This is a genomic window from Bradyrhizobium sp. Leo114 (assembly GCF_055229415.2).
Genome location: NZ_JBUYEN020000017.1, coordinates 156,291 through 179,067, shown reverse-complemented (window position 1 = coordinate 179,067; position 22,777 = coordinate 156,291). Strand labels below are relative to the sequence as shown.

The window sequence follows — 22,777 nt, the reverse complement described above, 5'->3', positions numbered from 1 at the left end:
ACACCCCCCCCCCCCCCCCCCCCCCCCCCCGCCGCCCCCGCCGCCCCCCCCCCCGGGGCGGTGGCGTGCTGGGGCCGCGGCGACAGGACCCCGGGCGGGGTGCTTGTGGGGGGGGGGGTGCGGGCGGGGGGGGGCGCGACCCGCCGCGCCGCGGTGTGGGTAGGTGTGTGCGGACGCCCGCGGGGGGGCGCGCCGGCAGGTCCCTCGAGAGAGCGGAGCCCCTCACCCGGCGCTGCGCGCCGACCTCTCCCAATGGGAGAGGTGAAGGAGCGCCATCGTTAGTCCATAACCCGGGGTCCGCCGGTGGGACCTTGACGCAGCTGTCCCGGGTTGCGCTGCGCTCCACCCGGGCTACGAGTTAAAGCCGCTTGATCGCGACCACGTCGCTGCCGGCCGCCTTGATGCGGGCGATGGCTTCCGTGGTGTGCTCGATCACGGTTGCCATGTGATGCGCATTGGCATGCACGATCGTGGTCGCATCGCGCACGATGGCGACATGGCCCTTCCAGAAGATCAGGTCGCCGCGTTGCAGTTTCTTTGCTTCCGCCGCGCTCAGCTCGCGCCCGAGGCCTTGCTGCTGCATGTCGCTGTCGCGCGGACAGCCGGTGCCGGCGGCGGTCAGCGCGATCTGCACCAGGCCGGAGCAATCGATACCGAGGCTGCTCTTGCCGCCCCAGAGATAGGGCGTGCCGACGAAACGTTCGGCCACGGTGACGAAATCATCCTCGATCCCGTCGATGCTGCCGACATGGCGGCGCGGCAGATACCAGCCCTCGCGCGTCACCGCGAACGTGCCGTCCTCGCGCGCGACGTTCAGCCTGGCGCCGAGCGACAGCGTCTCGACCGGCGGTAGCTTGATCGAGGGACCGGGGAACGCAAAAGTCCGCAGCGCCGTCACCTTCTGGGTCGGCGCGGCGGAAGGTTTTGCCAGTGCGGCGTCGGGCAGCCAGCCGACATAGCCGTCGCTGCCAAGCTGGCCCCAGGCGAATCCCTCGCTGTTGCGGTCATAGATGGTGACGCGCTCGCCCTTCAGAGCCTGCGTCAGCAGCGTAGCGTCGGAGCGGGGGCCGTCGCGGAGCGGTGCGAGTGCGTGCGCGATCTCGAACTCCTCGCCCGCAACGAAGCGCTCAGCGCGCACCTTGCCTTCGAGATATTTGGCTGCGATGTCGCCGCGGGAAGGTGTCAGGCGCGGATCATCCATAGCGCTGGCTCAACAGTTTGTAGATCGCGCGCGCCGCCTGGCATTCGCCGCCCTCGGGCCGCGCCGGTTTCGCGCTGGGAGTCCAGCCGTAGATATCGACATGCAGCCAGCGTTTGGCGTGCTCGACGAAGCGCTGCAGGAACAGCGCGCACGTGATCGAACCGGCGAAGGTGCCCGACGGCGCGTTGGTGATGTCGGCGGTCTTCGAATCCAGCCAGGCATCGTAGGCAGGCCATAGCGGCATGCGCCATAATGGATCATGCTCCGCTCTCGCATGCGCCGCCACCTCCGCTGCCAGCGTATCGTCCTGCGTATAGAATGGCGGCAGGTCCGGCCCCAACGCCACGCGCGCGGCGCCGGTCAGCGTACCCAAATCGATCAGGAGATCCGGCTTCTCCTCATCGGCGAGCGCCAGCGCGTCGGCAAGCACCAGCCGTCCCTCGGCGTCGGTGTTGCCGATCTCGACCGTCAGCCCCTTGCGCGAGGTGAAGATGTCGAGCGGGCGGAAGGCGTTGCCCGCGACCGCATTCTCGACCGCGGGGATCAGCACGCGCAGCCGTATCTTGAGCTTCGCATCCATCACCATCTGTGCCAGCGCCAGCACATTGGCGGCGCCGCCCATGTCCTTCTTCATGATGAGCATGCCGCTCGATGGTTTCAGATCGAGCCCGCCGGTGTCGAAGCAGACGCCCTTGCCGACCAGCGTCACCTTGGGGTGATCGGGGTTGCCCCAGGTGAAATCGATCAGGCGCGGCGCGCGGTTCGACGCCATGCCGACGGCGTGGACCAGCGGAAAATTCTGTCGCACCAGCTCGTCGCCGATGATGCAGTTGAAAGTGGCGCCGAACCGCGCCGCGACCTGCTCCGCCGCCTGCGCCAGCTCTTGCGGCCCCATGTCGTTCGAGGGCGTGTTGATGAGGTCGCGCGCCAGGCATGCGGCCTCCACCATGCGCGCCAGGTCTGCCGCGTCGACGCCATCCGGCGGCACCAGCTGCACGTCGGGCGCTTCCGCCTTGCGATAGCGGCCGAAACGGTAGCTGCCGAGCGCAAAGGCGAGTGCTGCGAGCCGCGTATCGTGCGGCGCATTGGCGAAGCGGTAGAGGCCTGATGGCAGCAATCCGGGCAGGCTGCCCGGCCGGAATGGATCGCGCGACCGGCTTGCCTCATCCTCAAGTCCGAACAGCACCTGTGCGAGCGAACCGTCGGGCGCCGGAAGCGCGAGATATTTGCCGGGCCTGGCCGCAAAGCCATTGGCCTGGGCGAACTGCCGCGCATGCGCGGGAAGCGTCTCGCGGATCTGCTCCCAGTTCGATTTGGTGACGAAAGTGATGGGAATGGCGTTCGACACGGACGCAGTTTCGAAGATGGATGGCATGCGACTCTCGTCAATGGCAGGGGCGCTGCCTAATTAACCAGACGTTAGGGTTAACAGTCTATTGCTGGTGCATTCGGCTCGTTCTTTTCGCGCGAAATTGTGAGTTAAAGCGCCATGCGTCGACAGTCCAGTCTTGCCCGCGCGCTCGCGTCGGCTGCCCTTTCGGCGCTGCTGGCGGCAAGTCTTGGCGGCTGCCAGACGCTCTCCGACGTCGCGGGCTCCCTGACCACGCGGACGAGGACTGCCGCAGCCGCGCCGGATGACCCGCGCCGCGCCGTCGAATTCTATGGCGAGCGCTATCGCGCCAATCCGAAGGATGTCGACGCCGCGATCGGTTACGGTCAGGCGCTGCGCACGACCGGGCAGCGGGCGCAGGCGGTCGCGATGCTGGAACAGGCCACCATCGCCAATCCCGGCAACCGGCCACTGCTCGCAGCCTACGGCCGGGCGCTTGCCGACAACGGCAATGCGCAGGCGGCGTTCGACGTGCTGAGCCGCGCGCACTCACCCGACAATCCCGATTGGCGCATCCTGTCGGTGCAGGGAACCACGCTCGACAGGCTTGGCCGGCATGACGAGGCGCGCCGCTATTATGCGAGCGCGCTGCGCCTCGCGCCGGACGAACCGTCCGTACTGTCCAATCTCGGCCTGTCCTACATGCTGAGCCGCGACCTGCCCAAGGCGGAAGAGAAGCTGCGCCGTGCCTATGCCAGCAGCCGGGCCGACAGCCGGGTGCGGCAGAACTTTGCCCTGGTGGTCGGCTTGCAGGGCCGATTCGCGGAAGCCGAGAATATCGTCAAGGCCGACCTGCCGGCGGACGAAGCCGCCGCCAATGTCGCCTACCTCCGCGACATGCTGAAGGGCCGGGACAATCCGCGAACCGCAGCGGCGAAACCGGTGCCGATCGTAGCGCGCGACGACTGATCCGTCTCCGGCGTTCCAGCTCCAGATCGCTCGAGCATTTTCGGTTCTGATTGAATCAGAACCGAAGCTCTAGATTCTTGATTTGACGCGTTTTCTTCACGCGAACCGGTATCCACTTCGCTCGAAAACGCTCTCGCAGGGACGCGCGCAACCGCTTCAGTGCAGCTCGGTGATCCTGATGTAGCTCGGTCCGAGAATGACGATGAAGAGGCAGGGCAGGAAGAACAGGATCATCGGTACCGTCAGTTTCGGCGGCAGCGCGGCAGCTTTCTTCTCGGCCTCCGACATGCGCATGTCGCGATTTTCCTGCGCCATCACGCGCAGGCTCTGGCCGAGCGGCGTGCCGTATCGCTCGGACTGCTGCAGCGCCAGGCAGACCGACTTCACGCTCTCGAGCCCGGTGCGGGCGGCGAGGTTTTCATAGGCCGTCTTGCGGTCCTGCAGGTAGGAGAGCTCCGCCGTGGTGAGCGTGAACTCTTCCGACAGCGCGACCGATTGCCCGACGATCTCGGTTGCGACTCTCCTGAAAGCGACCTCGACCGACATGCCGGACTCGACGCAGATCAAGAGCAGGTCGAGAGCATCGGGGAAAGCGCGCCTGATCGAAAGCTGACGCTTGGTGATGGCGTTCTTCAGGAACAGCATGGGCGCCTGCAATCCGAGATACGCCGCGCCGAGGCAGATGCCGATATTCATCAGCATCGAGCCCTCCAGTTTCGCAATCACGAAAACATATAGTGCGGCGCCGACCAGCATGGCGATCGGCGTCAGGGCACGGAAGAACAGAAAGGTGATGTAGGGTGCGTTGCCGCGATAGCCGGCCATGATGAGCTTGTCGCGAGCGCTCTCCTGCGCCACCCATTTGCTCAGGTTGAGGTCTTCCACGACCTTGGAGACGAACTGCCTCGGCGCCTGCCGCAGCGACGCTTTCTCCGATTTGGCCATCCGCTCGCGTTCGCGCTGGCGGATGCGCTCGCGTTCGCTCGCCACCGCCTTCATCCGCTTCTGCAGATTCTCGCCGGCGAACAACGGCATGATCAGCGAGTAGCAGGTTGCGCTCACGGCGATCGCCGCAAGCAGCATGGTCATGAACCTGACGTCGTGGAGCTTGCTGGCCAGAAGATCAATCATGCTTCACCCATCAGAAATCGAAATTAATCATCTTCTTCATCACGAAGACGCCGATGCTCATCCAGAGCACGCAGGCGACCAGCATCAGTTGGCCGGTCGGATGGGTCCACAGCAGGGAGATGTAATCGGGTGCTGTGATATAGACGAGCATCATGACGGTCGGGGGCAGTGCGCCGATGATGCTTGCGGAAGCCTTGGCTTCCATTGACATCGCCTTGATCTTCTCTTTCATCTTCTTGCGGTCGCGCAGCACGCGGGAGAGGTTGCCAAGCGCTTCCGAGAGATTGCCGCCGGATTTTTGCTGGATCGAGACCACGATGCCGAAGAAGTTCGCTTCCGGCAGCGGCATGCTCTCGTAAAGGCGGGCGCAGGCATCGCCGAGCGGCATGCCGATGGTCTGTGTCTCGATGATTGCCTTGAACTCGCTCTTGAGCGGTTCAGGCGAGTCGCTGGCGACCACCTTGAGCGATTCAAACAACGGCAGTCCGGCTTTGATGCCGCGCACGATCACGTCGACGGCGTCGGGGAGCGCCTTGAGGAACGCTGCCTCACGGCGCTTTTTCAGGTAGCCGAGCAGCCAGCGCGGCAGTCCGAAGCCCGCGGCGAAGGCAATGCCTACTGCGCCGAGCAGTCCGCCGCCGATCACGTAGGAGAGCGCAAAGCCGATCGCTGCAAGGACGGCGGAAATGATCCAGTACTTCTGAGGCGTCCAGTCGAGGCCGGCCTGGGTCAGGCGCTTGCTCAGCGGAAGCTTCGCCTCCTTCTGCCGTCGCGCGTCGAGCTCGCGCAAGGTTCCTTCGACCTGCTCGCGGCGCGAACGCTGGGTTCGTTCGGCCTGCCGAACGGTTGCGGGTTCGGAACGGCCGATCGAGGCGCGGCGCGCTTCCGCCTGCTTCTCCCCCGACAGCAAAGGATAGAGGAAGACCCAGCCGAGGCCGCCGACCGCGGTTGCCGCGAGGAAGGCGAGGGCAAGCGATTGCAGGTTCATCATCGGCTTCCTTATGCCGGCGGCGGCGCTTCGGCGGCGTCGAGCGCAGCGGCCAGGCGATTCTCCTCGTTGTAGTAGCGGGCGCGCTCCCAGAATTTCGGCCGGCCGATGCCGGTCGAACGATGCCGGCCGATGATCTTGCCGTTGGCGTCCTCGCCGACGATGTCATACAGGAAGACGTCCTGCGTGATGATGGTGTCGCCTTCCATACCCATCACCTCCGTAATGTGGGTGATGCGGCGGGAGCCGTCGCGCAGGCGCGCCGCCTGGATGATGACGTCGATCGAGGCGCAGATCATCTCGCGGATGGTGCGCGAGGGCAGCGCGAAGCCACCCATCGTGATCATGGATTCGCAGCGCGACAGCGCCTCGCGCGGGTTGTTGGCGTGCAGCGTGCCCATCGAGCCGTCATGGCCGGTGTTCATCGCCTGCAACAGGTCGAACGCCTCCGGTCCGCGGACCTCGCCGACGATGATGCGCTCGGGGCGCATACGCAGGCAGTTGCGGACCAGTTCGCGCATCGTGACCTGGCCTTCGCCTTCGATATTGGGCGGCCGGGTCTCCAGCCGGACCACATGCGGCTGCTGCAGTTGCAGCTCGGCGGCGTCCTCGCAGGTGATGATGCGCTCGTCGTGCTCGATATAGTTGGTCAGGCAGTTCAGCAGGGTGGTCTTGCCCGAACCGGTACCGCCGGAAATCAAGACGTTGCAACGGACGCGGCCGATGATCTGCAGGATGCTTGCGCCTTCCGGCGTGATTGCGCCGAACTTGACGAGCTGCTCCAGCGTCAGCTTGTCCTTCTTGAATTTACGAATGGTGAGCGCGGGCCCGTCGATCGCGAGCGGCGGCACGATGGCGTTGACGCGCGAGCCGTCGGCGAGACGCGCGTCGCAGATCGGCGAAGACTCGTCGACGCGGCGGCCGACCTGGCTGACGATGCGCTGGCAGATGTTGAGAAGCTGCTGGTTGTCGCGGAAGCGGATGCCGGTGCGCTGGATCTTGCCGCCGACCTCGATGTAAACCGTGCCGGCGCCGTTGACCATGATGTCGGCGATGTCGTCGCGCGACAACAGCGGCTCGAGCGGGCCGTAGCCGAGCACGTCGTTGCAGATGTCGTCGAGCAGGTCCTCCTGCTCGGCGATCGACATCACGATGTTTTTGATCGCGATGATCTCGTTGACGATGTCGCGGATTTCCTCGCGCGCGGAGTCGCCGTCGAGCTTGGCGAGCTGGGCGAGATCGATTGCCTCGATCAGCGCGCCGAAGATGGTGGCCTTGACCTGGTAGTAAGTGTCGGACCGGCGCGTGTCGACGGTCGGCGCCGGCGGCGGCTTGGGCGGGGCGATCGGGGGCGAAGGCATGGTCGGAGGCGCCATCTCGCGCGCCGGCGTGGCTGCGGCCGACGGTTCCGGCGCGTGAGCAGCGGGCCTCAGTGCCCGCACTTCACTGTCATTTGCGCTACGCTTACCAAACACGACTCTACTCCAGAGCGGCTATTTCGCCCGCAGCTTCCCCAGCAGGGGCGACAGGAACGACCCTTTGGTTTTCTTGGTCTCGCCGCGGCCCGTCAGCCGCTGCGCGATCTGAAGGAACATCTCGATGGTGCGATGATTGGTGGAGATCTCCGCGATCATCTGGCCGTTATTGGCGGCCGAGCCGAAGATCTGCGGATCGAACGGAATCGTTGCGATCGGCTCGGCCTCGATCGCCTTGGCGAATTCGGCGGCGTTGATCTCGGGGCGCTTCGGCACGCCGACCTGGTTGAGGCAGTAGAGCGGCGCGCGGTCGTTCGGCCGCGAGGCCTTCAAGAGGTCGACCAGGTTCTTGGTGTTGCGAAGGTTGGCAAGGTCGGGGACTGCGACCACCAGGATGTCGTCGGCGGCGATCAGTGCCCGCTTGGTCCAGCCCGACCATTGGTGGGGGACGTCGAGCACGGTGCAGGGCATGGTGGTACGAAGCGTGTCGAAGATTGCATCGAAGGCCTCGGCGCCGAAATCGTAGACGCGGTCGAGCGTGGCCGGCGCCGCCAGCAGGCTCAAGTGATCGGTGCATTTCGACAGCAGCCGGTCGATGAAGGCGGTGTCGACGCGGTCGGGCGAGAACACGGCCTCGGCGATTCCCTGCGGCGGATCCTGGTTGTAGTCGAGGCCCGCGGTGCCGAAGGCGAGATCGAGATCGGCGACGACGGAATCCAGCGCCAGGTCGCGCGCGATCGCCCAGGCGACGTTATGCGCCACCGTGGACGCGCCGACGCCGCCTTTGGCGCCGACCACGGCAAGGATGCGCCCGACCGCCTTGGCCTCCGGCGCCGAGAACAGGTTGCAGACCGAGCGCACCACGTCGATGGCGACAACAGGCGCGATCATGTAGTCGCTGACGCCGCGGCGGACCAACTCGCGATAGAGCGCGACATCGTTGAGGCGTCCGATCACGATCACGCGCGTGCCGGCGTCGCAGACCGCGGCAAGTTGGTCGAGACCGCCGAGGATGTCGCCATTGGCCCCGGTTTCCAGGATGATGACGTTTGGCGTCGGCGCCGAGCGATAGGCCTCGATGGCGGCGGCCATGCCGCCCATCTGGATCTTCAGATGCGCCTTGGCGAGCCTGCGGTCCTCGCCGGCCGACTGCACCGCCGCGGCGGTCTCCACCGTGTCGCAGAATGCCTGCACCGACACCCGCGGCGCCGGCGCGATATGCTCCTCCGTCGGCGGCGGGACGTCAGGCTGGGCGTCGGAATTCTGGCGCGCGTAGCTGATCATTTGCCCACATCGCTCAGCTTGGCCTTGTCGGCCTCGGGATAGGTGGTCGTCGTCGAGGTGCCCTTCCGGTATTTCGCGAAGGCGATGTCACGCCGCTCGGTGTATGGCGGCGTCTCCGCGCGCGGTTGCACGAGGTCACTCGGATTGTCGACCATGGCGGCGAGGTTGCGCTGGTAGGCACAGCCGAAATTGTAATAGGGCTTGTTGTCGAAATAGCTCTTGTTGTTGATCGACGGTCCGAGGTCCTCCGGCCAGGTGCCGCAGGGGCCGGCCACCGCCGAGATCCGCGCATAGTTGATCCTGATGGCCGCGAAATGGCGCGGATCCTCGGGGTGATACTGGCGCACGGCGACCGCGCGCGGCGGCACGCCGGCGGCGGCGAAGGTCGCCTGGATCTCACGCAGGGAATCGGCGGCGGCGCGCGCATTCGGCGCGCCGACCGGTGTGTCGATGCTGATCGCGCCCGTGCCTTCGCGGAGCCAGGTCTGCGCCAGCCCCATCACGTCGGCGCGCTGTTCGGCGGTGAGGCCGCCGCGGCCGCTGCCGGCGAACACCACGATGGAGCGGTCGGCTTCCTGGACTGCGATCGGATGGCGCAGACGATAATCGTCGGGATAGCTCGCGAGCGGCGAATCATCTGTGTGCCGACAGGCACCGAGCGCCACGGCAATGCCGATCAGTGCCCCGAGACGGGCGAGGGCGCGGCTGCGATCGGCGGAACGTTTGGATGTCAGCTTGGGTGTCATCGTCCCGCCTCAGTCGGTAATGAAGCCGTAGGTGCCGCGGTAATTTCGCCCCGGCTCCGTACGGCCCGGCACGCCATAGATGCGGTTGATGCTGCCGAGGAAGTCGGCCTGCGGGTCCGAGGCGTTGGCAAAGCCGTCATCCGGCCGCGACAGGTCCTTCTGCGCCACCGCGCGCACGACATAGGGGGTCACCAGCACCATCAACTCGGTCTGGTTGTTGACGAAGTCGCGGCTGCGGAACAGCGTGCCGAGGATCGGCAGTTGGGCAAGACCCGGAAAGCCGTTGATGGCCTGCTTGGTTTGCTCCTGGATCAGGCCGGCCATCGCCATCGCGCCGCCGGAAGGGATTTCCAGGGTCGTTTCCGCGCGGCGGGTCTTGATCGAGGGAATGGTCAGCGTGTTCACCTGATTGGCGGTGACGGATTGCGAGAGCGTGATCGAATTGTCGTTCGACAGTTCGGACACTTCGGTCATCACCCGCAGGCTGATGCGGCCTTCGGTCAGCACGACCGGCGTGAAGTTCAAGGAGATGCCGAATTTCTTGAACTGGATCTGCGTGATACAGACATGGGTGACGGGGTCGCAGGAGTAGCCTGCGGGGATCGGGAATTCGCCGCCGGCGATGAAGGTGGCCGACTCGCCGGAAATGGCCGTCAGGTTCGGCTCGGCCAGCGTTCGCACCACGCCCGCGCTTTCCATCGCGCGCAGCGTCGCCGATACCGAGGGGCTGGCGCCGAACGCGGTTGTCGCCGTGTTGTTGGGCAGCAGCGGGCGACCAAAGGCGGTGAAGGGGTTGTCGTTCCTGAAACTCACCACCGCGGTGCCGTAGTTCAGGTTGGCGGTGAGGTCGATGCCGAGCTGCTTGATGATGTTGCGCGCGACCTCGGCGACGGTGACCTTGAGCATCACCTGGTCGCGGCCGCGGACCACGATCGAATTGACTACCTTTTCAGCGCCGCCGGCAAGCCGCGCGGCGAGATCGCCGGCCTGCTGCGCCTCGATCGGGCTCGAGGCCGTACCGGTCAGCACCACGCCGTCGCCGACGCCGTCGATCTGGATGTCGGCATGCGGCAGCGCCTGGCGGAGCGCCGCGCGTACCCCATTGAGGTCGCGTTTAACGGCGATGTCATAGGCGGCGATCTGCGCGCCGGCAGAATCGAAGAACACGATGTTGGTCTGGCCGACCGCGGCGCCGATGATGTAGGCGCGCTGCGAGGAGCGGATCACGGCATTGGCGATCTTGGGATCGGCCACCAGCACGTCCTTGATGTCGCGCGGCAGGTCGATCACGACCGATTTGCCGACCCCGAGCGACAGGAAGCGCGCACTGGCTTGGCCGTCGGCCGCGGGCGGCGCCGCGACGCGGTAATCGCTCGCCACCACCGGCGTCAGGGCCGGGTTCAGTGTGAAGGCGACAGCGGCCGAAAACGACAGGGCGCGAACGACGAAAGCCCGCATCATCGATCGATTCCCCCAGCCCTTCATTCCCTGCGCCCTTTCGCTCACTTCTGTACCGTTTGCGGGCTGGCGATGCCGTACCGGATGACGTTGATGCTTTGGCCGCGCCGGCGTGTTTGATTGTCGGCGTTGGCCTCGACGATATTGACGTCGGCGATGCTGCGCAGCGCCAGCGTCAGCGTGCCGCTCTGGCGCGCACGCGCCAGCGTTTCCGCCTGTTCGGGCTTGAGCTCGAGCGTCACGGTCTTGCCGATCAGCGCGCTGGTACCGTCCTTCTCCTTCGGCGCCTGGTCGATCGCGAGCACGCGGACATTGCTCAGGATGATCTCCGAATTGACGATGTCGGCGCCCTGGCCGTCCGGGTTCTTCTCGCGCCGGGAGAGAATGACGTCGACCCGGTCGTTCGGCAGGATGAAGCCGCCGGCAGCGGTCTCCGGCGAGATTTCGGTCGAAATCGCGCGCATGCCGGACGGCAGGATCGCGGCCATGAAGCCGCTGCCATCGGCCTTCACCAGCTTCTGCTCGCGGATCGGCTCGCCGGCGATGAAGGGGGCGCGGGCAATCGAGCCAATGACGTCCTTCATGGCGTCGGCCTTGCCGTCGCGCCGCATGTACGAGCCGCTCGCGCTCGAGGCCGGCCAGGTCTGCCACTGCAAATCGTCGGCCTTGACCGACTGGCCGAGACCGATGTCGGACTTCGCGACGAGGATGTCGATGGTCGGCAGTTGCGCCGCGGGCTGGGATTTGGGAGCGGGCTGGTTATTGCTTCCGCTCGCCAGATACAGGGCCGCGAGGCCGGCAACGCCGGCGATAGCCAAGACCACAATGCGTGCGGTGTTCATTACGCTTCACTTTCCACAGGACGACGCGACGGTTCCGCCGCCGTGATCGGCAGTTGACCAGCTATTCGTCAAAGCATGGTTAATGAGGCGTATCTAAATCGCCTTAACGGGCAGTTACTTCCGCCCTTTCAACGCATTACGAAATGCGCGAAGTCGACCGCCTTCATCCACCCGGTCTCGGGATAGATCACGAGCGCGCCAAGCGCGAGCGCGATGCCGTAGGGAATGCCGGTCTCCTTGGCATGCAGCCGCAGCAGCCAGGCCTGGCCCAGCAGCGGGTAGGGCAGCGGCCATCGTCGGAACTGGAGCAGCAGCAGCGTCAGCGCGCCGCCGAACACGGACGCATAGAGCAGATAGGGCAGGAGATGATCGAAGCCGAACCAGAGCGCAGCGCCGGCTGCAACCTTGGCGTCCCCGCCGCCAATCCAGCCGAACGCAAAGCAGGCAAATCCAGCCGCGAGCACGGCGGCGCCGGCACCGGCATGCGAAAGCACCTCATAGAACCCCATGCCGCTCGCAAGCGCGAGCACGACGAAGCCCGCCACGAGCGCCAGCGACACACGGTTTGAAATCGTCATGCTGACAAGGTCGCTTGCAGCCGCGAACGCCATCAGTGCGGGAAACAGCAGCAGGCGAAGAATGTCGAGGATCATGTGATTACGCGAGCCCGAGCGGTCAGGATGAGTGGCGCCTCGAATCTAGCCGCGAGAGATGAATAATCGGCGAAGGCCGGCACGTCACCAGACTGCCGCAATGCGCCAGGCGAGCGTGATAACTGCCAGTGCCAGGGCGACGCAGACGGTCTGCGCGGGTGCGTCGTTCAGATTGCCGGCACGAAAGCAGCTCTTTGTGACCGCGAGGCGCGGAACAGTTGATCTACGCATACCGTCGCCGTTCAATTCGACGAATAAGACATAAGACAAAGGCCCCGGATCGCCGGGGCCTTTGCCGAAAAGAGCGGATTACTTCAGCCCGTTGTCCACTGCCACCAACTTGGCGTTGAGATCGGTGCCGATGACTCGAAGGGTGCCAATGATCACGACGGCAATGAGGGCGGCGATCAGACCGTATTCGATGGCGGTCGCGCCCGATTCGTCCTTAATGAAACGCGAAACGAGGTTCTTCATAGATTGCTCCTGGTGTGCACGTGGCTGGTCGAACTTAGTGTTTTGGTCACCCCAGCGTTCTCAGCGCCGTGACCATGCACGCGAACCTAGGGGTGCGACAATTGCGCAGCAGTTAATTCGATTGCAGAAAGATCGCGCCAAATTTGACAGTTCCGACGCAGAGTCAACGCGGGCTTAAGACAATCGATAAAATGCACATATCTTGGGTTCGATGAGAGACTCGATCGTGCTCCTCTATGGCGCGCCACGCCAAGAATGCAGCGATCGCGTCCGAGCCGCCCCATGGTTGATCCTCACGGGGGAGACCTCGGTTCGACAAGCTAGATCATCGGGCAGTTCGTTTGTCCCTCCTGGAAATGAATGCGGATGAAATTGCGGAAGCGCTTTTTGCACTTCGTTCATGAATTGTTGTCAGTTTAGCTCTGTCGGGTGTCGCTTCCGCTGCGTATCGCGGTTGCCGGCTTGTCAATGCCCCGGGGTAGAGTATGTCGTTCAAGTCAGAGCGTGTCCGCACGTTGGCGGGTCTTGCCTTCAGCCTTCTCGCAGCCGCCGCCGCGGCATGGCCTTCCGCAAGCTTTGCCGCGGCCGATCCTGATCGGATCGAGGTCAATGTCGACCAGGCCAAGCTCGTCAAGCTCCCGACCGGCATCGCCACCATCGTGGTCGGCAACCCCATGATCGCCGATGTGACGCTGCAGACCGGCGGCGTCGTGGTCGTCACGGGCAAGGGTTACGGCGCCACCAATTTCATCGCGATGGACCGCAACGGCGAGATCCTGGTCGACCGCCAGATCCAGGTCCAGGGCCCGAGCGACCAGCTCGTCACCGTCTATCGCGGCATCGAGCGGGAATCCTATAGCTGCATGCCGATCTGCCAACGCCGCGTGACGCTCGGCGACGGCGAGAACTACTTCAAGTCCACGATCGATCAGGCCGGCTCGCTCAGCACCCAGGCAAGCGGGCAGGGCGGGACCGCCCCCAAACCGTCGTCCCCCAACTAACGAAACCTGCAGAGGCCGTCGGCGGCGGCCTTGCGCTGTCCGCCCATGCTTAACGCCGACCTAACGGAACGGGTCGTGCTGTCGCGATCCGACGAAACATTTCGACAATCTGTTTCAGATAATCGTTGCGGCACCACCCCGCTACGAGACTCCTCCGATGCCACAGCCTCCAGGCTCTTTCCGGAAATTGTTGCGCCGGTTTCGCCGCGATCGTCGCGGCGTAACCGCCGTCGAATTCGCCCTCGTCGCTCCGGTGTTCTTCGTGTTGTTGTTTGCGATCATCGAGACGGCGCTGATATTCTTCGCCGGCCAGGTGCTCGAGACGATCACCCAGGATTCCGCGCGCTTGGTCCTGACCGGACAGGCGCAAAGCGGCTCGCTCAGTCCGCAGGACTTCAAGAATGCGGTCTGCGCCCACAAGCTCAGTTTCATGTTCGACTGCAAGGGCATCTATGTCGACGTTCGTAGTTACCCGCAGGTCAACGTGATCAAAATCCCTAACCAGATCGGTTCGGGCGGCGCCTTCATCGATGATATGAAATACTGTCCTGGCCAAGACGGCAATTTCGTCGTGGCTAGGTTGTTCTATCAGTGGCCCGTCATCGTCACCAAGATGCTCAACTTTGGAGACGTGCTCGGCTACGACCCCTCCAATCTGAATGGCAGCAAACGCCTGTTGTCGGCAATCGCGGTCTTCAGGAACGAGCCCTTCCTAACTGGCGGGACGACATGCTCATGAGCGAAACGATGAAAATGAGGTTTCTCTCATCGATCTGGCACGTGCGCCGCCAGGTCCGCAATCTCGTCAACGATTGCCGCGGCGTGGCAGCGACCGAGTTCGCGCTGATCGTGCCCATTATGCTGGTGCTGGTCTTCGGAACGGTCGAGGTCAGCTCCTTCGTCGCCATCCAGCGCAAGCTGGCGCTGGTGGCGCGCGCGGCATCCGACCTGACGTCGCAATCGCTGAACAGCGTCACCACCACGGACATGCAGAATGTCTTCGCCCTGAGCGGAGCAATCCTGTTGCCTTATTCCTTGACACCGCTGACCGCGACCGTCTCGGAAGTATTCATCGACAAGAACGGTATCGCGAAGATCCAGTGGAGCCAGTCGGCCACCGTCACAATGAGCGGCTCGCCGACAGCCGCGCTTCAGAATTCGCCGCACAAGCCGAATGATACGGTACCGGTTCCACCGGGGTTATTGATACCGAATACCTGGCTGATCTGGAGCGAGGTCAGTTACAAATACAAGTCGCTAACTGGTTACGTGCTCAAGACCGAGATTCCATGGCAAGACCAAGCCTACACCCGGCCGAGACAGTCGCCCTGCGTCGACTATCCGCCGCCCACCAAGCCAAGCAGTAGCTGCACGCCGGTTTCTTAAAGCGAAAAGCCGCGCGGTCGGCGCGGCTTCTCTTTGTTCAGTGTTCTTGATGCGTATGGGCGCTGCGGACGCAGGCCCGTCGTCGGTCAGCCCGCCGAACGCAGATTGTCGGCGGCGGATTTGCCGGACCGACGATCGGACACGATCTCGTAGGAGATCTTCTGGCCTTCGCGCAGCGTGCCCAAGCCAGCGCGCTCGACAGCGCTGATGTGCACGAACACGTCGTTGCCGCCGTCATCGGGCTGAATGAAGCCGTAGCCCTTGGTTGCGTTAAACCACTTCACGGTTCCCATGCTCACGGGATAGTCCCTTCTCAGATAGACAAGTCAAAGCCCGCTTGTGGCAGGCTGGTGGATCGAATTTTGGAAGGGTCGTCAGCGCCGAACCGGGATACCGGTGGATGGCTAATGTCGTCCGGCCGAAAATCGATTAACCCGATATTATGCGAAAAACGGGCCTAAAACAATCCTGACGTGCGCGGATTTCGTTCGAACGTGGAAACCGCAGGGATCGCGCAAGACGTCAGGGCGTCGTGCGCGATTCCGGACGGCTTCGGGGCACGTCAGCGGCGGCGGAACTGGCCGCCCCGTGGCGGCTGGCCGCGTGGCGGGCCGCCGGGCGAACTCGGGCGTTCATCCTTGTGACGGAAAATCAGCCGCCCCTTCTCGAGGTCGTAGGGCGACATTTCAATCGTAACCCGGTCGCCGGCCAGCGTCTTGATGCGATTTTTCTTCATCTTGCCGGCCGTGTAGGCGACAATCTCGTGTCCGGTATCGAGTTGCACGCGATAGCGTGCGTCGGGGAGGATTTCGGTCACCAGCCCCTCGAACTGGATCAGCTCTTCCTTAGCCATGTGGGTCTCCAGAATCGATAGACGGCTAGTGCTGCGTTTGGTTGTTGCGGTTGGGCTGCGGTTTCGCCCGGCTTTCGCGGTGCAAGAAGGCGACGCCTTGAATGCCGCCCTGCTTACCCTCGCTCTTGCCGATCTGCGGCGAACGTGGCGACTCGCCCCGGTTCGCCTGTGGCGCGCCATTCTTACCACCTCGACGGCGGCGGCGGCGAGGGCCTTTTGCTGCCTGAGGTGATTCATTTCCTCTGGTCTGATGGGGGCGCTGCGCCGATCGTCCAGCCGCCCGATGTGGGGCGGCGGGAGCAGGCGCCTGCTCGCGATTGCCCGGTGTACGGCGATCTTCGCGCGGCAGCGCCACCCGGATCAGCCGTTCGATGTCGCGCAAGTATCCCATCTCCTCTGCGCCCGCGATCAGCGAGATTGCAACGCCGTCGGCGCCGGCGCGTGCGGTGCGGCCGATGCGGTGCACATAGGTCTCCGGCACGTTGGGAAGGTCGTAATTGACGACATGGCTGATGCCGTCGACGTCGATGCCGCGCGCGGCGATGTCGGTCGCGACCAAGGTGCGGATTTCGCCGGAACGAAATGCCGCCAGCGTGCGCTCGCGGTGATTCTGCGACTTGTTGCCGTGTATAGCGTTAGCCGCGATGCCGGCCTTCTCCAGCCCCTTCACCACCTTGTCGGCACCGTGCTTGGTGCGGGTGAACACCAGCGCGCGGTTGACCGGTTCCTGCTTCAGCAGTTGCGCCAGTATGGCGGGCTTGGCGGTGAAATCGACCTGGATGATGCGCTGCGTGACGCGCTCGGCGGTCGAGGACACCGGTGTTACCGCCACGCGGGCCGGATCACGCAGCATCGCTTCGGCGAGCTCGGCGATATCCTTCGGCATCGTCGCAGAGAAGAACAGCGTCTGTCGCTTCTGCGGCAGCTTGGCGACGATCTTCCTGATGTCATTGATGAAGCCCATGTCGAGCATGCGGTCGGCTTCATCGAGCACCAGGAACTCGACCTGATTGAGCTTCAAGCCGTTGCTCTGCACGAGGTCGAGCAGGCGGCCGGGGGTCGCGACCATGACCTCGACGCCCTGCATCACCGAGCGGACCTGCCGCCCCATCGGCACGCCGCCGATCGCGAGCGCGGAAGAGAGGCGGATGTGGCGGCCATAGGCATTGAAGCTGTCGAGGATCTGCCCCGACAATTCGCGGGTCGGCGAGAGCACCAGCACGCGGCACGACTTCGGTTGCACCTTGGTGCGGTTCTGCAGCAGGCGGTTGAGGATCGGCAGCGCGAAGGAAGCGGTCTTGCCGGTGCCGGTTTGCGCTATGCCGATCACATCGCGGCCTTCGAGCGCGAGCGGAATGGTCTGGGCCTGGATCGGAGTGGGGGTGACGTAGTTCTCTTCCCGAAGCGCGCGGGCGATGGGATCGGCAAGGCCGAAATCCTGAAAGGAGGTCAAAAGGGAGGTCTTTCCATCAAAACGTCAGGCGCCGGCCATGTGGGCCGGGCGCGTGAGGGCATCAGTGATACCCGCGTGTTTGGGGCATCGGTGCTGTTGGCTGATCAAAGGCAAGCCAAAAGCCGCCGAGGCTGGTTGGAACCAAGGCGGCCTAGAACACGCAAGCTTGCGCCGACCCGGCGATTCGCGCGGGTCATGACAGTCATATGGAACATGAACGCGGCACTTTCAAGGTAAACTCTCCTCGGATTGGGTCGGCCTCGGGAGCGAAGTTGCTATTGCAGGGGCGAGTCCGATGTCGTGACAGCGTCACAATTGGCTGCCGGAAATTTAGCCAGCTCGGTTTAATTGCTCAAAAAATGAACTGATTGCCGCTTTGGCATACATTTTTGTCGCCCAATAATTGGGCTGCCGTTCTCTGCATTCTTCCTGAAACGCCAAATTGCGGTGCGCCAGCAGTGGCTTAAGCGGTGCCTCGACCGTGGCATGGTTCTTGCGATTCCTTTTGTCGCAGGCGGCCGTGGGGCCGTTCGCATGCGTTCACGCCTGCGTCAGGGAGATGACATTTCATGATCACACAGCTTACTCACGATATAGCAAGGCTGAGCCGCCGCGGCTGGCTCGCTGCCGCCGCGGGCCTGGTTTTGGGCTTGGCGTCGTCGCCATTTTCTCCGGCCAAAGCGGCCGACGACACCATCAAGATCGGCATCCTGCATTCACTCTCAGGCACCATGGCCATCAGCGAGACCACGCTGAAGGATACGATTCTCTTCCTGATCGACGAGCAGAACAAGAAAGGCGGCGTGCTCGGCAAGAAGCTCGAGGCTGTCGTCGTCGATCCCGCATCGAACTGGCCGCTGTTCGCGGAAAAGGCGCGCGAGCTCATCACCAAGGACAAGGTCGCGGTCGTGTTCGGCTGCTGGACCTCGGTGTCGCGCAAATCCGTGCTCCCGGTGTTCAAGGAGCTGAACAACATCCTGTTCTACCCCGTGCAGTATGAGGGCGAAGAGTCCGAGCGCAACGTGTTCTACACCGGCGCCGCTCCGAACCAGCAGGCGATCCCCGCGGTCGACTACCTGATGAAGGACGAGAAGGTGAAGCGCTGGGTGCTGGCGGGCACCGACTACGTCTATCCGCGCACCACCAACAAGATCCTGGAAGCCTACTTGAAGTCGAAGGGCGTCAAGCAGGAAGATATCATGATCAATTACACGCCGTTCGGTCATAGCGACTGGCAGACGATCGTGGCCGACATCAAGAAGTTCGGCTCGGCCGGCAAGAAGACGGCGGTGGTCTCCACCATCAACGGCGACGCCAACGTTCCCTTCTACAAGGAGCTCGGCAACCAGGGCATCAAGGCGACCGACATCCCGGTGGTCGCGTTCTCGGTCGGTGAGGAAGAACTGGCCGGCATCGACACCAAGCCGCTGGTCGGCCATCTCGCCGCCTGGAACTACTTCGAGTCGATCAAGACCCCCGCCAACGAGAAGTTCATCAAGGACTGGCAGGCCTACACCAAGAATCCGAAGCGCGTGACCAACGACCCGATGGAAGCGCACTACATCGGCTTCAACATGTGGGTGAAGGCGGTCGAGAAGGTGAAGTCGACCGATCCGGACAAGGTGATCGACGCGCTGCCCGGCATCGAAGCGCCGAACCTGACCGGCGGCGTCTCCAAGATGCTGCCGAACCACCACATCACCAAGCCGGTGTTCATCGGCGAGATCAAGGGCAATGGCCAGTTCGACGTGGTGTGGAAGACTCCCGGCCTCGTCGCGGGCGATGCCTGGTCGAAGGAGCTCGAAGGCTCCAGGGACCTGATCGGCGATTGGGTCGGCAAGAAGTGCGGCAACTGGAACACCAAGACCAACAAGTGCGGCGGTCAGGGCTCCTGATCTGATCCGTTCATTCAACAACCTTCCAAGAGACTGGAGAAGGCGGCGGTGTTCGTCGCCTTCTCCTCACCACTCCTGCCGGGGTCGTCACGTGTTTGGCTATTTTCTTGAGCGTTTTCGCGCGCTCGTTCTTTCAGTCCTGCTGATCGCTTGCTTCGCGCTGCCCGCCTTCGCGGGCCCGTTCGAGGATGCGGTCGCCAAGTTCGCCAATGACGAATTTTCCGATACCGCGGAAGCGATCGAGGCGGTCGCAAGCTCGGGCAATCCGCTCGCCTTCCCGATCATTTCGGCGCTCCAGGAAGAGCGGCTGTCGGCCGATCCTGAGAGCAAGAAAGTCTTCATCACGCAAGCAGACGGCAAGATCATCGATGCCGCCACCGGCGCTGTGGTCGACAAGCTGCCGGACAATGCGGCGTCCGTCCGTCTCAACAACCGCCTGCGCCGCACGGTCGAGGCCGCGCTTGGCAGCCTGACGCTGCTCTCGCCCGACCCGGCGAAGCGCGTCGCTGCCGCGCAATCCGTTTTCAAGAGCCATGACGAGAACGCGCTTCCCGTGGTGGAGGGCGCGCTTGCGAAGGAGACCGACAAGGCGGCCAAGCAGGCGTTCACCGAGGCCCGTGCAGCGATCATCCTGTTCAAGTCTGACGCCTCCGAGAACGACAAGCTCGACGCTGTCTCGGTCATCAAGGCCCGCGGCGACCAGGAAGCGCTGGCGCTACTCACCAGCGCCGGCTCCGACCAGCCGCCGCTGGTGGCGCAGGCCATCACCGGCGCGATCACCTCGATCCAGAGCAATCTGGCGATGTGGTCGGCGGTGCAGAACGCCTGGTATGGTCTCTCGCTCGGCTCGGTGCTGCTGCTGGCGGCGATCGGGCTTGCCATCACCTTCGGTGTGATGGGCGTCATCAACATGGCGCATGGCGAGATGGTGATGATAGGCGCCTACACCACCTTCGTGGTGCAGGAGGTGATTCGCACCCGCTATCCCGGCCTGTTCGACTATTCGCTCCTGATCGCCGTGCCGCTGGCTTTCCTGGTCGCGGGCGGGATCGGCGTTGCGATCGAGCGCAGCATCATCCGCTTCCTCTACGGCCGTCCGCTGGAAACGCTGCTGGCGACATGGGGCCTGTCGCTGGTGCTGCAGCAGGCGGTGCGCACCGTATTCGGTCCGACCAACCGCGAGGTCGGCAACCCCTCCTGGATGAGCGGCGCGTTCGAGCTTGGCCAGATCACCATCACCTACAACCGGCTCTGGATTCTCTGCTTCACGCTCGCGGTGTTCGTGATCCTGCTCGCGATGCTGCGCTACACGGCGCTCGGGCTCGAGATGCGCGCGGTGACCCAGAACCGCCGCATGGCGGCCTCGATGGGCATTGCCACCTCCCGCGTCGACGCGCTGACCTTCGGCCTCGGCTCGGGGATTGCCGGCATCGCCGGCGTCGCGCTGTCGCAGATCGACAATGTCAGCCCCAATCTCGGCCAGAGCTACATCATCGACAGTTTCATGGTCGTCGTGTTCGGCGGCGTCGGCAATCTCTGGGGCACGCTGGTCGGCGCCTTCACGCTGGGGATCGCCAACAAGTTCCTGGAGCCGGTCGCCGGCGCCGTGCTCGGCAAGATCGCCATCCTGGTCCTGATCATCCTGTTTATCCAGAAGCGGCCGCGCGGCCTGTTCGCGCTGAAAGGGCGGGCGGTGGAAGCATGAGCGCGCATATCCTCACCCGCTCGCTTGACCGCGCCGCGACCGCCTTCATCCTGATCGTCGCGGCCGTCGGCATCCTGGTCCCGTTGTCGAACCTGTTGCTGCCGCAGGGCTCGTTCCTGCAGGTGCCGACCTATCTGGTCGCGCTGTGGGGCAAATATGTCTGCTACGCCATCCTCGCGCTCTCCATCGATTTGATCTGGGGCTATTGCGGCATCCTCTCGCTCGGCCACGGCGCCTTCTTCGCGCTCGGCGGCTACGCCATGGGCATGTATCTGATGCGCCAGATCGGCAGCCGCGGTGTTTATGGCAACCCGATCCTGCCTGATTTCATGGTGTTCCTGAACTGGGACAAGCTGCCCTGGTACTGGTACGGCTTCGACATGTTCCCCTTCGCGGCGCTGATGGTGCTGCTGGTGCCGGGCCTGCTCGCCTTCTGCTTCGGCTGGCTCGCCTTCCGCTCCCGCGTCACCGGGGTCTATCTCTCGATCATCACCCAGGCGATGACCTATGCGCTGCTGCTTGCCTTCTTCCGCAACGATTTCGGCTTCGGCGGCAACAACGGCCTGACCGACTTCAAGGACATCCTGGGCTTCAACGTCCAGGCCGACGGCACCCGCGCCGCTTTGTTCGCGCTGAGCTGCCTGGCGCTGATCATCGGTTTCCTGATCTGCCGGGCGATCGTGACCTCGAAGCTCGGCAAGGTCTTGATCGCAGTGCGTGACGCCGAAAGCCGCACCCGCTTCCTCGGCTACCGCGTCGAATCCTACAAGCTGTTCGTGTTCACGCTGTCGGCCTGCATGGCCGGCGTTGCGGGCGCGCTTTATGTGCCGCAGGTCGGCATCATCAATCCGAGCGAATTCGCGCCGGGCAATTCAATTGAGGCGGTGATCTGGGTCGCGGTCGGCGGCCGCGGCACGCTGGTCGGCGCTGCGCTTGGCGCCGTCGTCGTCAACTATGCCAAGACGTTCTTCACCTCAGGGCCACTCGCGCCGTACTGGCTGTTCATGCTGGGCGCGCTGTTCATCCTGGTGACGCTGCTGCTGCCCAAGGGCATCGTCGGCACCTTCAATTCCTGGTGGGAGCCATGGAGGGCGCAGCGCGTCGCGGCCGTGGAAAGCGCCGCGCGCGAGGACGGCATCAGCGAACCCAATTCGGCGGAGCAGGCGCAATGAACGTGATGGATACCCGTGCCACGTCCGCGATGCTGTATCTCGACGGCGTGCACGTCTCCTTCGATGGCTTCCACGCCATTAACAACCTCTCGCTCGCGCTCGAGCCCGGCGAGATGCGCGCCATCATCGGCCCGAACGGCGCCGGCAAGACCACGATGATGGACATCATCACCGGCAAGACCAAGCCGGATGAAGGCACCGTGCTGTTCGACGGGGTCACCGACCTGACCCGGCTGGACGAGACCCGCATCGCCGAGCTCGGTATCGGTCGCAAATTCCAGAAGCCGACGGTGTTCGAAAGCCAGACCGTGCAGGACAATCTCCTGCTCGCGCTCAATGTCGACCACAGCGTGCGCGGCACGCTGTTCTGGCGCGAGAGCAGGGCCGAGACCGAGCGCATCCAGAAAGTGCTGGAGACCATCCGTTTGACCGACGCGCGCAACCGTCTCGCCGGCAGCCTGTCGCACGGCCAGAAACAGTGGCTGGAGATCGGCATGCTGCTGGCGCAGGATCCGAAGCTGCTATTGGTCGACGAGCCCGTGGCCGGAATGACCGATGTCGAGACCCACCAGACCGCGGAGCTGCTCAAGGAGATCAACAAGGACCATACCATCATGGTGGTCGAGCACGACATGACCTTCGTGCGCGAGCTCGGCGTGAAGGTGACCTGCCTGCATGAAGGCACGGTGCTGGCGGAGGGGAGCATCGACCAGGTGTCGTCGAACGAGCGGGTTGTCGAAGTGTATCTGGGTAGGTAAGCG

Annotated in this window: 22 protein-coding genes; 8 read left to right on the top strand and 14 right to left on the bottom strand. The window is 64.0% G+C overall.

What is annotated here, in order from left to right; all coding sequences use genetic code 11:
* Nucleotides 1-358 precede the first annotated feature (358 nt).
* Both ACZIRK_RS22135 and ACZIRK_RS22130 read right to left on the bottom strand, forming a co-directional pair.
* A complete protein-coding gene (locus ACZIRK_RS22135) occupies nucleotides 359-1,201 on the bottom strand; it encodes a C40 family peptidase (protein WP_130228511.1) in 843 nt (280 codons plus the stop codon).
* A complete protein-coding gene (locus tag ACZIRK_RS22130; RefSeq protein ID WP_130228512.1) occupies nucleotides 1,194-2,576 on the bottom strand; it encodes a leucyl aminopeptidase family protein in 1,383 nt (460 codons plus the stop codon). The genes ACZIRK_RS22135 and ACZIRK_RS22130 overlap by 8 nt, the downstream gene beginning before the upstream one ends.
* A gap of 114 nt (nucleotides 2,577-2,690) precedes the next feature.
* On the opposite strand from ACZIRK_RS22130, the gene ACZIRK_RS22125 reads away from it, so the two are divergent.
* Nucleotides 2,691-3,500: a tetratricopeptide repeat protein gene (locus tag ACZIRK_RS22125; RefSeq protein WP_130228513.1), complete on the top strand. Its 810-nt coding sequence runs from the start codon at nucleotides 2,691-2,693 to the stop codon at nucleotides 3,498-3,500.
* A gap of 156 nt (nucleotides 3,501-3,656) precedes the next feature.
* On the opposite strand, the gene ACZIRK_RS22120 is transcribed toward ACZIRK_RS22125, so the two are convergent.
* The 9 genes from ACZIRK_RS22120 to ACZIRK_RS22080 form a co-directional block, all read right to left on the bottom strand.
* Nucleotides 3,657-4,631, bottom strand: a complete 975-nt coding sequence (locus ACZIRK_RS22120; RefSeq protein ID WP_130228515.1) for a type II secretion system F family protein — start codon at nucleotides 4,629-4,631, stop codon at nucleotides 3,657-3,659.
* A 10-nt stretch (nucleotides 4,632-4,641) separates the two neighbouring features.
* Nucleotides 4,642-5,619 carry a type II secretion system F family protein gene (locus tag ACZIRK_RS22115; RefSeq protein ID WP_130228516.1) on the bottom strand — a complete coding sequence of 326 codons (978 nt, stop codon included), beginning with the start codon at nucleotides 5,617-5,619 and terminating at the stop codon, nucleotides 4,642-4,644.
* 11 nt (nucleotides 5,620-5,630) lie between these two features.
* Nucleotides 5,631-7,094, bottom strand: a complete 1,464-nt coding sequence (locus tag ACZIRK_RS22110; protein ID WP_028165101.1) for a TadA family conjugal transfer-associated ATPase — start codon at nucleotides 7,092-7,094, stop codon at nucleotides 5,631-5,633.
* Between the two features lie 18 nt (nucleotides 7,095-7,112).
* A complete protein-coding gene (locus ACZIRK_RS22105) occupies nucleotides 7,113-8,378 on the bottom strand; it encodes a CpaE/TadZ family protein (protein WP_130228517.1) in 1,266 nt (421 codons plus the stop codon).
* Entirely contained in the window at nucleotides 8,375-9,124 is a 750-nt protein-coding gene (locus tag ACZIRK_RS22100; protein WP_130228518.1) for a CpaD family pilus assembly protein, read from the bottom strand. Before ACZIRK_RS22100 ends, ACZIRK_RS22105 begins: the two co-directional genes overlap by 4 nt.
* A 9-nt stretch (nucleotides 9,125-9,133) precedes the next feature.
* Complete coding sequence (locus ACZIRK_RS22095) at nucleotides 9,134-10,585, bottom strand: type II and III secretion system protein family protein (protein WP_433994518.1); 1,452 nt, start codon at nucleotides 10,583-10,585, stop codon at nucleotides 9,134-9,136.
* A 41-nt stretch (nucleotides 10,586-10,626) separates the two neighbouring features.
* Nucleotides 10,627-11,424, bottom strand: a complete 798-nt coding sequence (gene cpaB, locus ACZIRK_RS22090) for a Flp pilus assembly protein CpaB (protein WP_028165105.1) — start codon at nucleotides 11,422-11,424, stop codon at nucleotides 10,627-10,629.
* Nucleotides 11,425-11,552: 128 nt separating this feature from the next.
* Nucleotides 11,553-12,077 carry an A24 family peptidase gene (locus ACZIRK_RS22085; RefSeq protein ID WP_130228576.1) on the bottom strand — a complete coding sequence of 175 codons (525 nt, stop codon included), beginning with the start codon at nucleotides 12,075-12,077 and terminating at the stop codon, nucleotides 11,553-11,555.
* A 309-nt stretch (nucleotides 12,078-12,386) separates the two neighbouring features.
* Nucleotides 12,387-12,551, bottom strand: a complete 165-nt coding sequence (locus tag ACZIRK_RS22080; protein WP_130228575.1) for a Flp family type IVb pilin — start codon at nucleotides 12,549-12,551, stop codon at nucleotides 12,387-12,389.
* 485 nt (nucleotides 12,552-13,036) lie between these two features.
* On the opposite strand from ACZIRK_RS22080, the gene ACZIRK_RS22075 reads away from it, so the two are divergent.
* The 3 genes from ACZIRK_RS22075 (at nucleotide 13,037) to ACZIRK_RS22065 (ending at nucleotide 14,938) form a co-directional block, all read left to right on the top strand.
* Complete coding sequence (locus tag ACZIRK_RS22075; protein ID WP_130228574.1) at nucleotides 13,037-13,552, top strand: pilus assembly protein N-terminal domain-containing protein; 516 nt, start codon at nucleotides 13,037-13,039, stop codon at nucleotides 13,550-13,552.
* 157 nt (nucleotides 13,553-13,709) lie between these two features.
* Complete coding sequence (locus ACZIRK_RS22070) at nucleotides 13,710-14,291, top strand: TadE/TadG family type IV pilus assembly protein (protein WP_130228573.1); 582 nt, start codon at nucleotides 13,710-13,712, stop codon at nucleotides 14,289-14,291.
* 8 nt (nucleotides 14,292-14,299) lie between these two features.
* Nucleotides 14,300-14,938: a TadE/TadG family type IV pilus assembly protein gene (locus ACZIRK_RS22065; protein WP_349645108.1), complete on the top strand. Its 639-nt coding sequence runs from the start codon at nucleotides 14,300-14,302 to the stop codon at nucleotides 14,936-14,938.
* Nucleotides 14,939-15,024: 86 nt separating this feature from the next.
* Here ACZIRK_RS22065 and ACZIRK_RS22060 read toward each other — a convergent pair whose 3' ends face one another.
* The 3 genes from ACZIRK_RS22060 to ACZIRK_RS22050 form a co-directional block, all read right to left on the bottom strand.
* Complete coding sequence (locus tag ACZIRK_RS22060) at nucleotides 15,025-15,237, bottom strand: cold-shock protein (protein WP_028165110.1); 213 nt, start codon at nucleotides 15,235-15,237, stop codon at nucleotides 15,025-15,027.
* Nucleotides 15,238-15,500: 263 nt separating this feature from the next.
* Entirely contained in the window at nucleotides 15,501-15,791 is a 291-nt protein-coding gene (infA, locus tag ACZIRK_RS22055) for a translation initiation factor IF-1 (protein WP_027579226.1), read from the bottom strand.
* A gap of 25 nt (nucleotides 15,792-15,816) precedes the next feature.
* Nucleotides 15,817-17,244: a DEAD/DEAH box helicase gene (locus ACZIRK_RS22050; protein ID WP_130228571.1), complete on the bottom strand. Its 1,428-nt coding sequence runs from the start codon at nucleotides 17,242-17,244 to the stop codon at nucleotides 15,817-15,819.
* A 569-nt stretch (nucleotides 17,245-17,813) separates the two neighbouring features.
* Here ACZIRK_RS22050 and urtA point away from each other — a divergent pair.
* The 4 genes from urtA to urtD all read left to right on the top strand — a co-directional run bounded on the left by urtA (nucleotide 17,814) and on the right by urtD (nucleotide 22,774).
* Nucleotides 17,814-19,139 (top strand): urea ABC transporter substrate-binding protein, encoded by a 1,326-nt coding sequence (gene urtA, locus ACZIRK_RS22045; protein WP_130228570.1) that lies wholly within the window; start codon nucleotides 17,814-17,816, stop codon nucleotides 19,137-19,139.
* A 91-nt stretch (nucleotides 19,140-19,230) separates the two neighbouring features.
* The gene (urtB, locus tag ACZIRK_RS22040; protein ID WP_130228569.1) at nucleotides 19,231-20,844 is read left to right on the top strand and encodes an urea ABC transporter permease subunit UrtB; all 1,614 of its coding nucleotides are present in this window, start codon (nucleotides 19,231-19,233) and stop codon (nucleotides 20,842-20,844) included.
* A complete protein-coding gene (gene urtC / locus ACZIRK_RS22035) occupies nucleotides 20,841-22,016 on the top strand; it encodes an urea ABC transporter permease subunit UrtC (RefSeq protein WP_130228568.1) in 1,176 nt (391 codons plus the stop codon). Before urtB ends, urtC begins: the two co-directional genes overlap by 4 nt.
* Nucleotides 22,013-22,774, top strand: a complete 762-nt coding sequence (gene urtD, locus ACZIRK_RS22030) for an urea ABC transporter ATP-binding protein UrtD (protein ID WP_028165115.1) — start codon at nucleotides 22,013-22,015, stop codon at nucleotides 22,772-22,774. Before urtC ends, urtD begins: the two co-directional genes overlap by 4 nt.
* The last annotated feature ends 3 nt before the right edge of the window (nucleotides 22,775-22,777 follow it).

Bases quoted from the DNA above. Each gene is read 5' to 3' on its own strand.
- urtC (WP_130228568.1), top strand. From the start codon at position 20,841: ATGAGCGCGCATATCCTCACCCGCTCGCTTGACCGCGCCGCGACCGCC.
- ACZIRK_RS22085 (WP_130228576.1), bottom strand. From the start codon at position 12,077: ATGATCCTCGACATTCTTCGCCTGCTGCTGTTTCCCGCACTGATGGCG.
- urtD (WP_028165115.1), top strand. From the start codon at position 22,013: ATGAACGTGATGGATACCCGTGCCACGTCCGCGATGCTGTATCTCGAC.
- urtA (WP_130228570.1), top strand. From the start codon at position 17,814: ATGATCACACAGCTTACTCACGATATAGCAAGGCTGAGCCGCCGCGGC.
- ACZIRK_RS22100 (WP_130228518.1), bottom strand. From the start codon at position 9,124: ATGACACCCAAGCTGACATCCAAACGTTCCGCCGATCGCAGCCGCGCC.
- ACZIRK_RS22105 (WP_130228517.1), bottom strand. From the start codon at position 8,378: ATGATCAGCTACGCGCGCCAGAATTCCGACGCCCAGCCTGACGTCCCG.
- ACZIRK_RS22135 (WP_130228511.1), bottom strand. From the start codon at position 1,201: ATGGATGATCCGCGCCTGACACCTTCCCGCGGCGACATCGCAGCCAAA.
- ACZIRK_RS22125 (WP_130228513.1), top strand. From the start codon at position 2,691: ATGCGTCGACAGTCCAGTCTTGCCCGCGCGCTCGCGTCGGCTGCCCTT.
- ACZIRK_RS22130 (WP_130228512.1), bottom strand. From the start codon at position 2,576: ATGCCATCCATCTTCGAAACTGCGTCCGTGTCGAACGCCATTCCCATC.
- ACZIRK_RS22095 (WP_433994518.1), bottom strand. From the start codon at position 10,585: ATGATGCGGGCTTTCGTCGTTCGCGCCCTGTCGTTTTCGGCCGCTGTC.
- ACZIRK_RS22065 (WP_349645108.1), top strand. From the start codon at position 14,300: ATGAAAATGAGGTTTCTCTCATCGATCTGGCACGTGCGCCGCCAGGTC.
- ACZIRK_RS22080 (WP_130228575.1), bottom strand. From the start codon at position 12,551: ATGAAGAACCTCGTTTCGCGTTTCATTAAGGACGAATCGGGCGCGACC.
- cpaB (WP_028165105.1), bottom strand. From the start codon at position 11,424: ATGAACACCGCACGCATTGTGGTCTTGGCTATCGCCGGCGTTGCCGGC.
- infA (WP_027579226.1), bottom strand. From the start codon at position 15,791: ATGGCTAAGGAAGAGCTGATCCAGTTCGAGGGGCTGGTGACCGAAATC.
- ACZIRK_RS22070 (WP_130228573.1), top strand. From the start codon at position 13,710: ATGCCACAGCCTCCAGGCTCTTTCCGGAAATTGTTGCGCCGGTTTCGC.
- ACZIRK_RS22075 (WP_130228574.1), top strand. From the start codon at position 13,037: ATGTCGTTCAAGTCAGAGCGTGTCCGCACGTTGGCGGGTCTTGCCTTC.
- ACZIRK_RS22120 (WP_130228515.1), bottom strand. From the start codon at position 4,631: ATGATTGATCTTCTGGCCAGCAAGCTCCACGACGTCAGGTTCATGACC.
- ACZIRK_RS22115 (WP_130228516.1), bottom strand. From the start codon at position 5,619: ATGAACCTGCAATCGCTTGCCCTCGCCTTCCTCGCGGCAACCGCGGTC.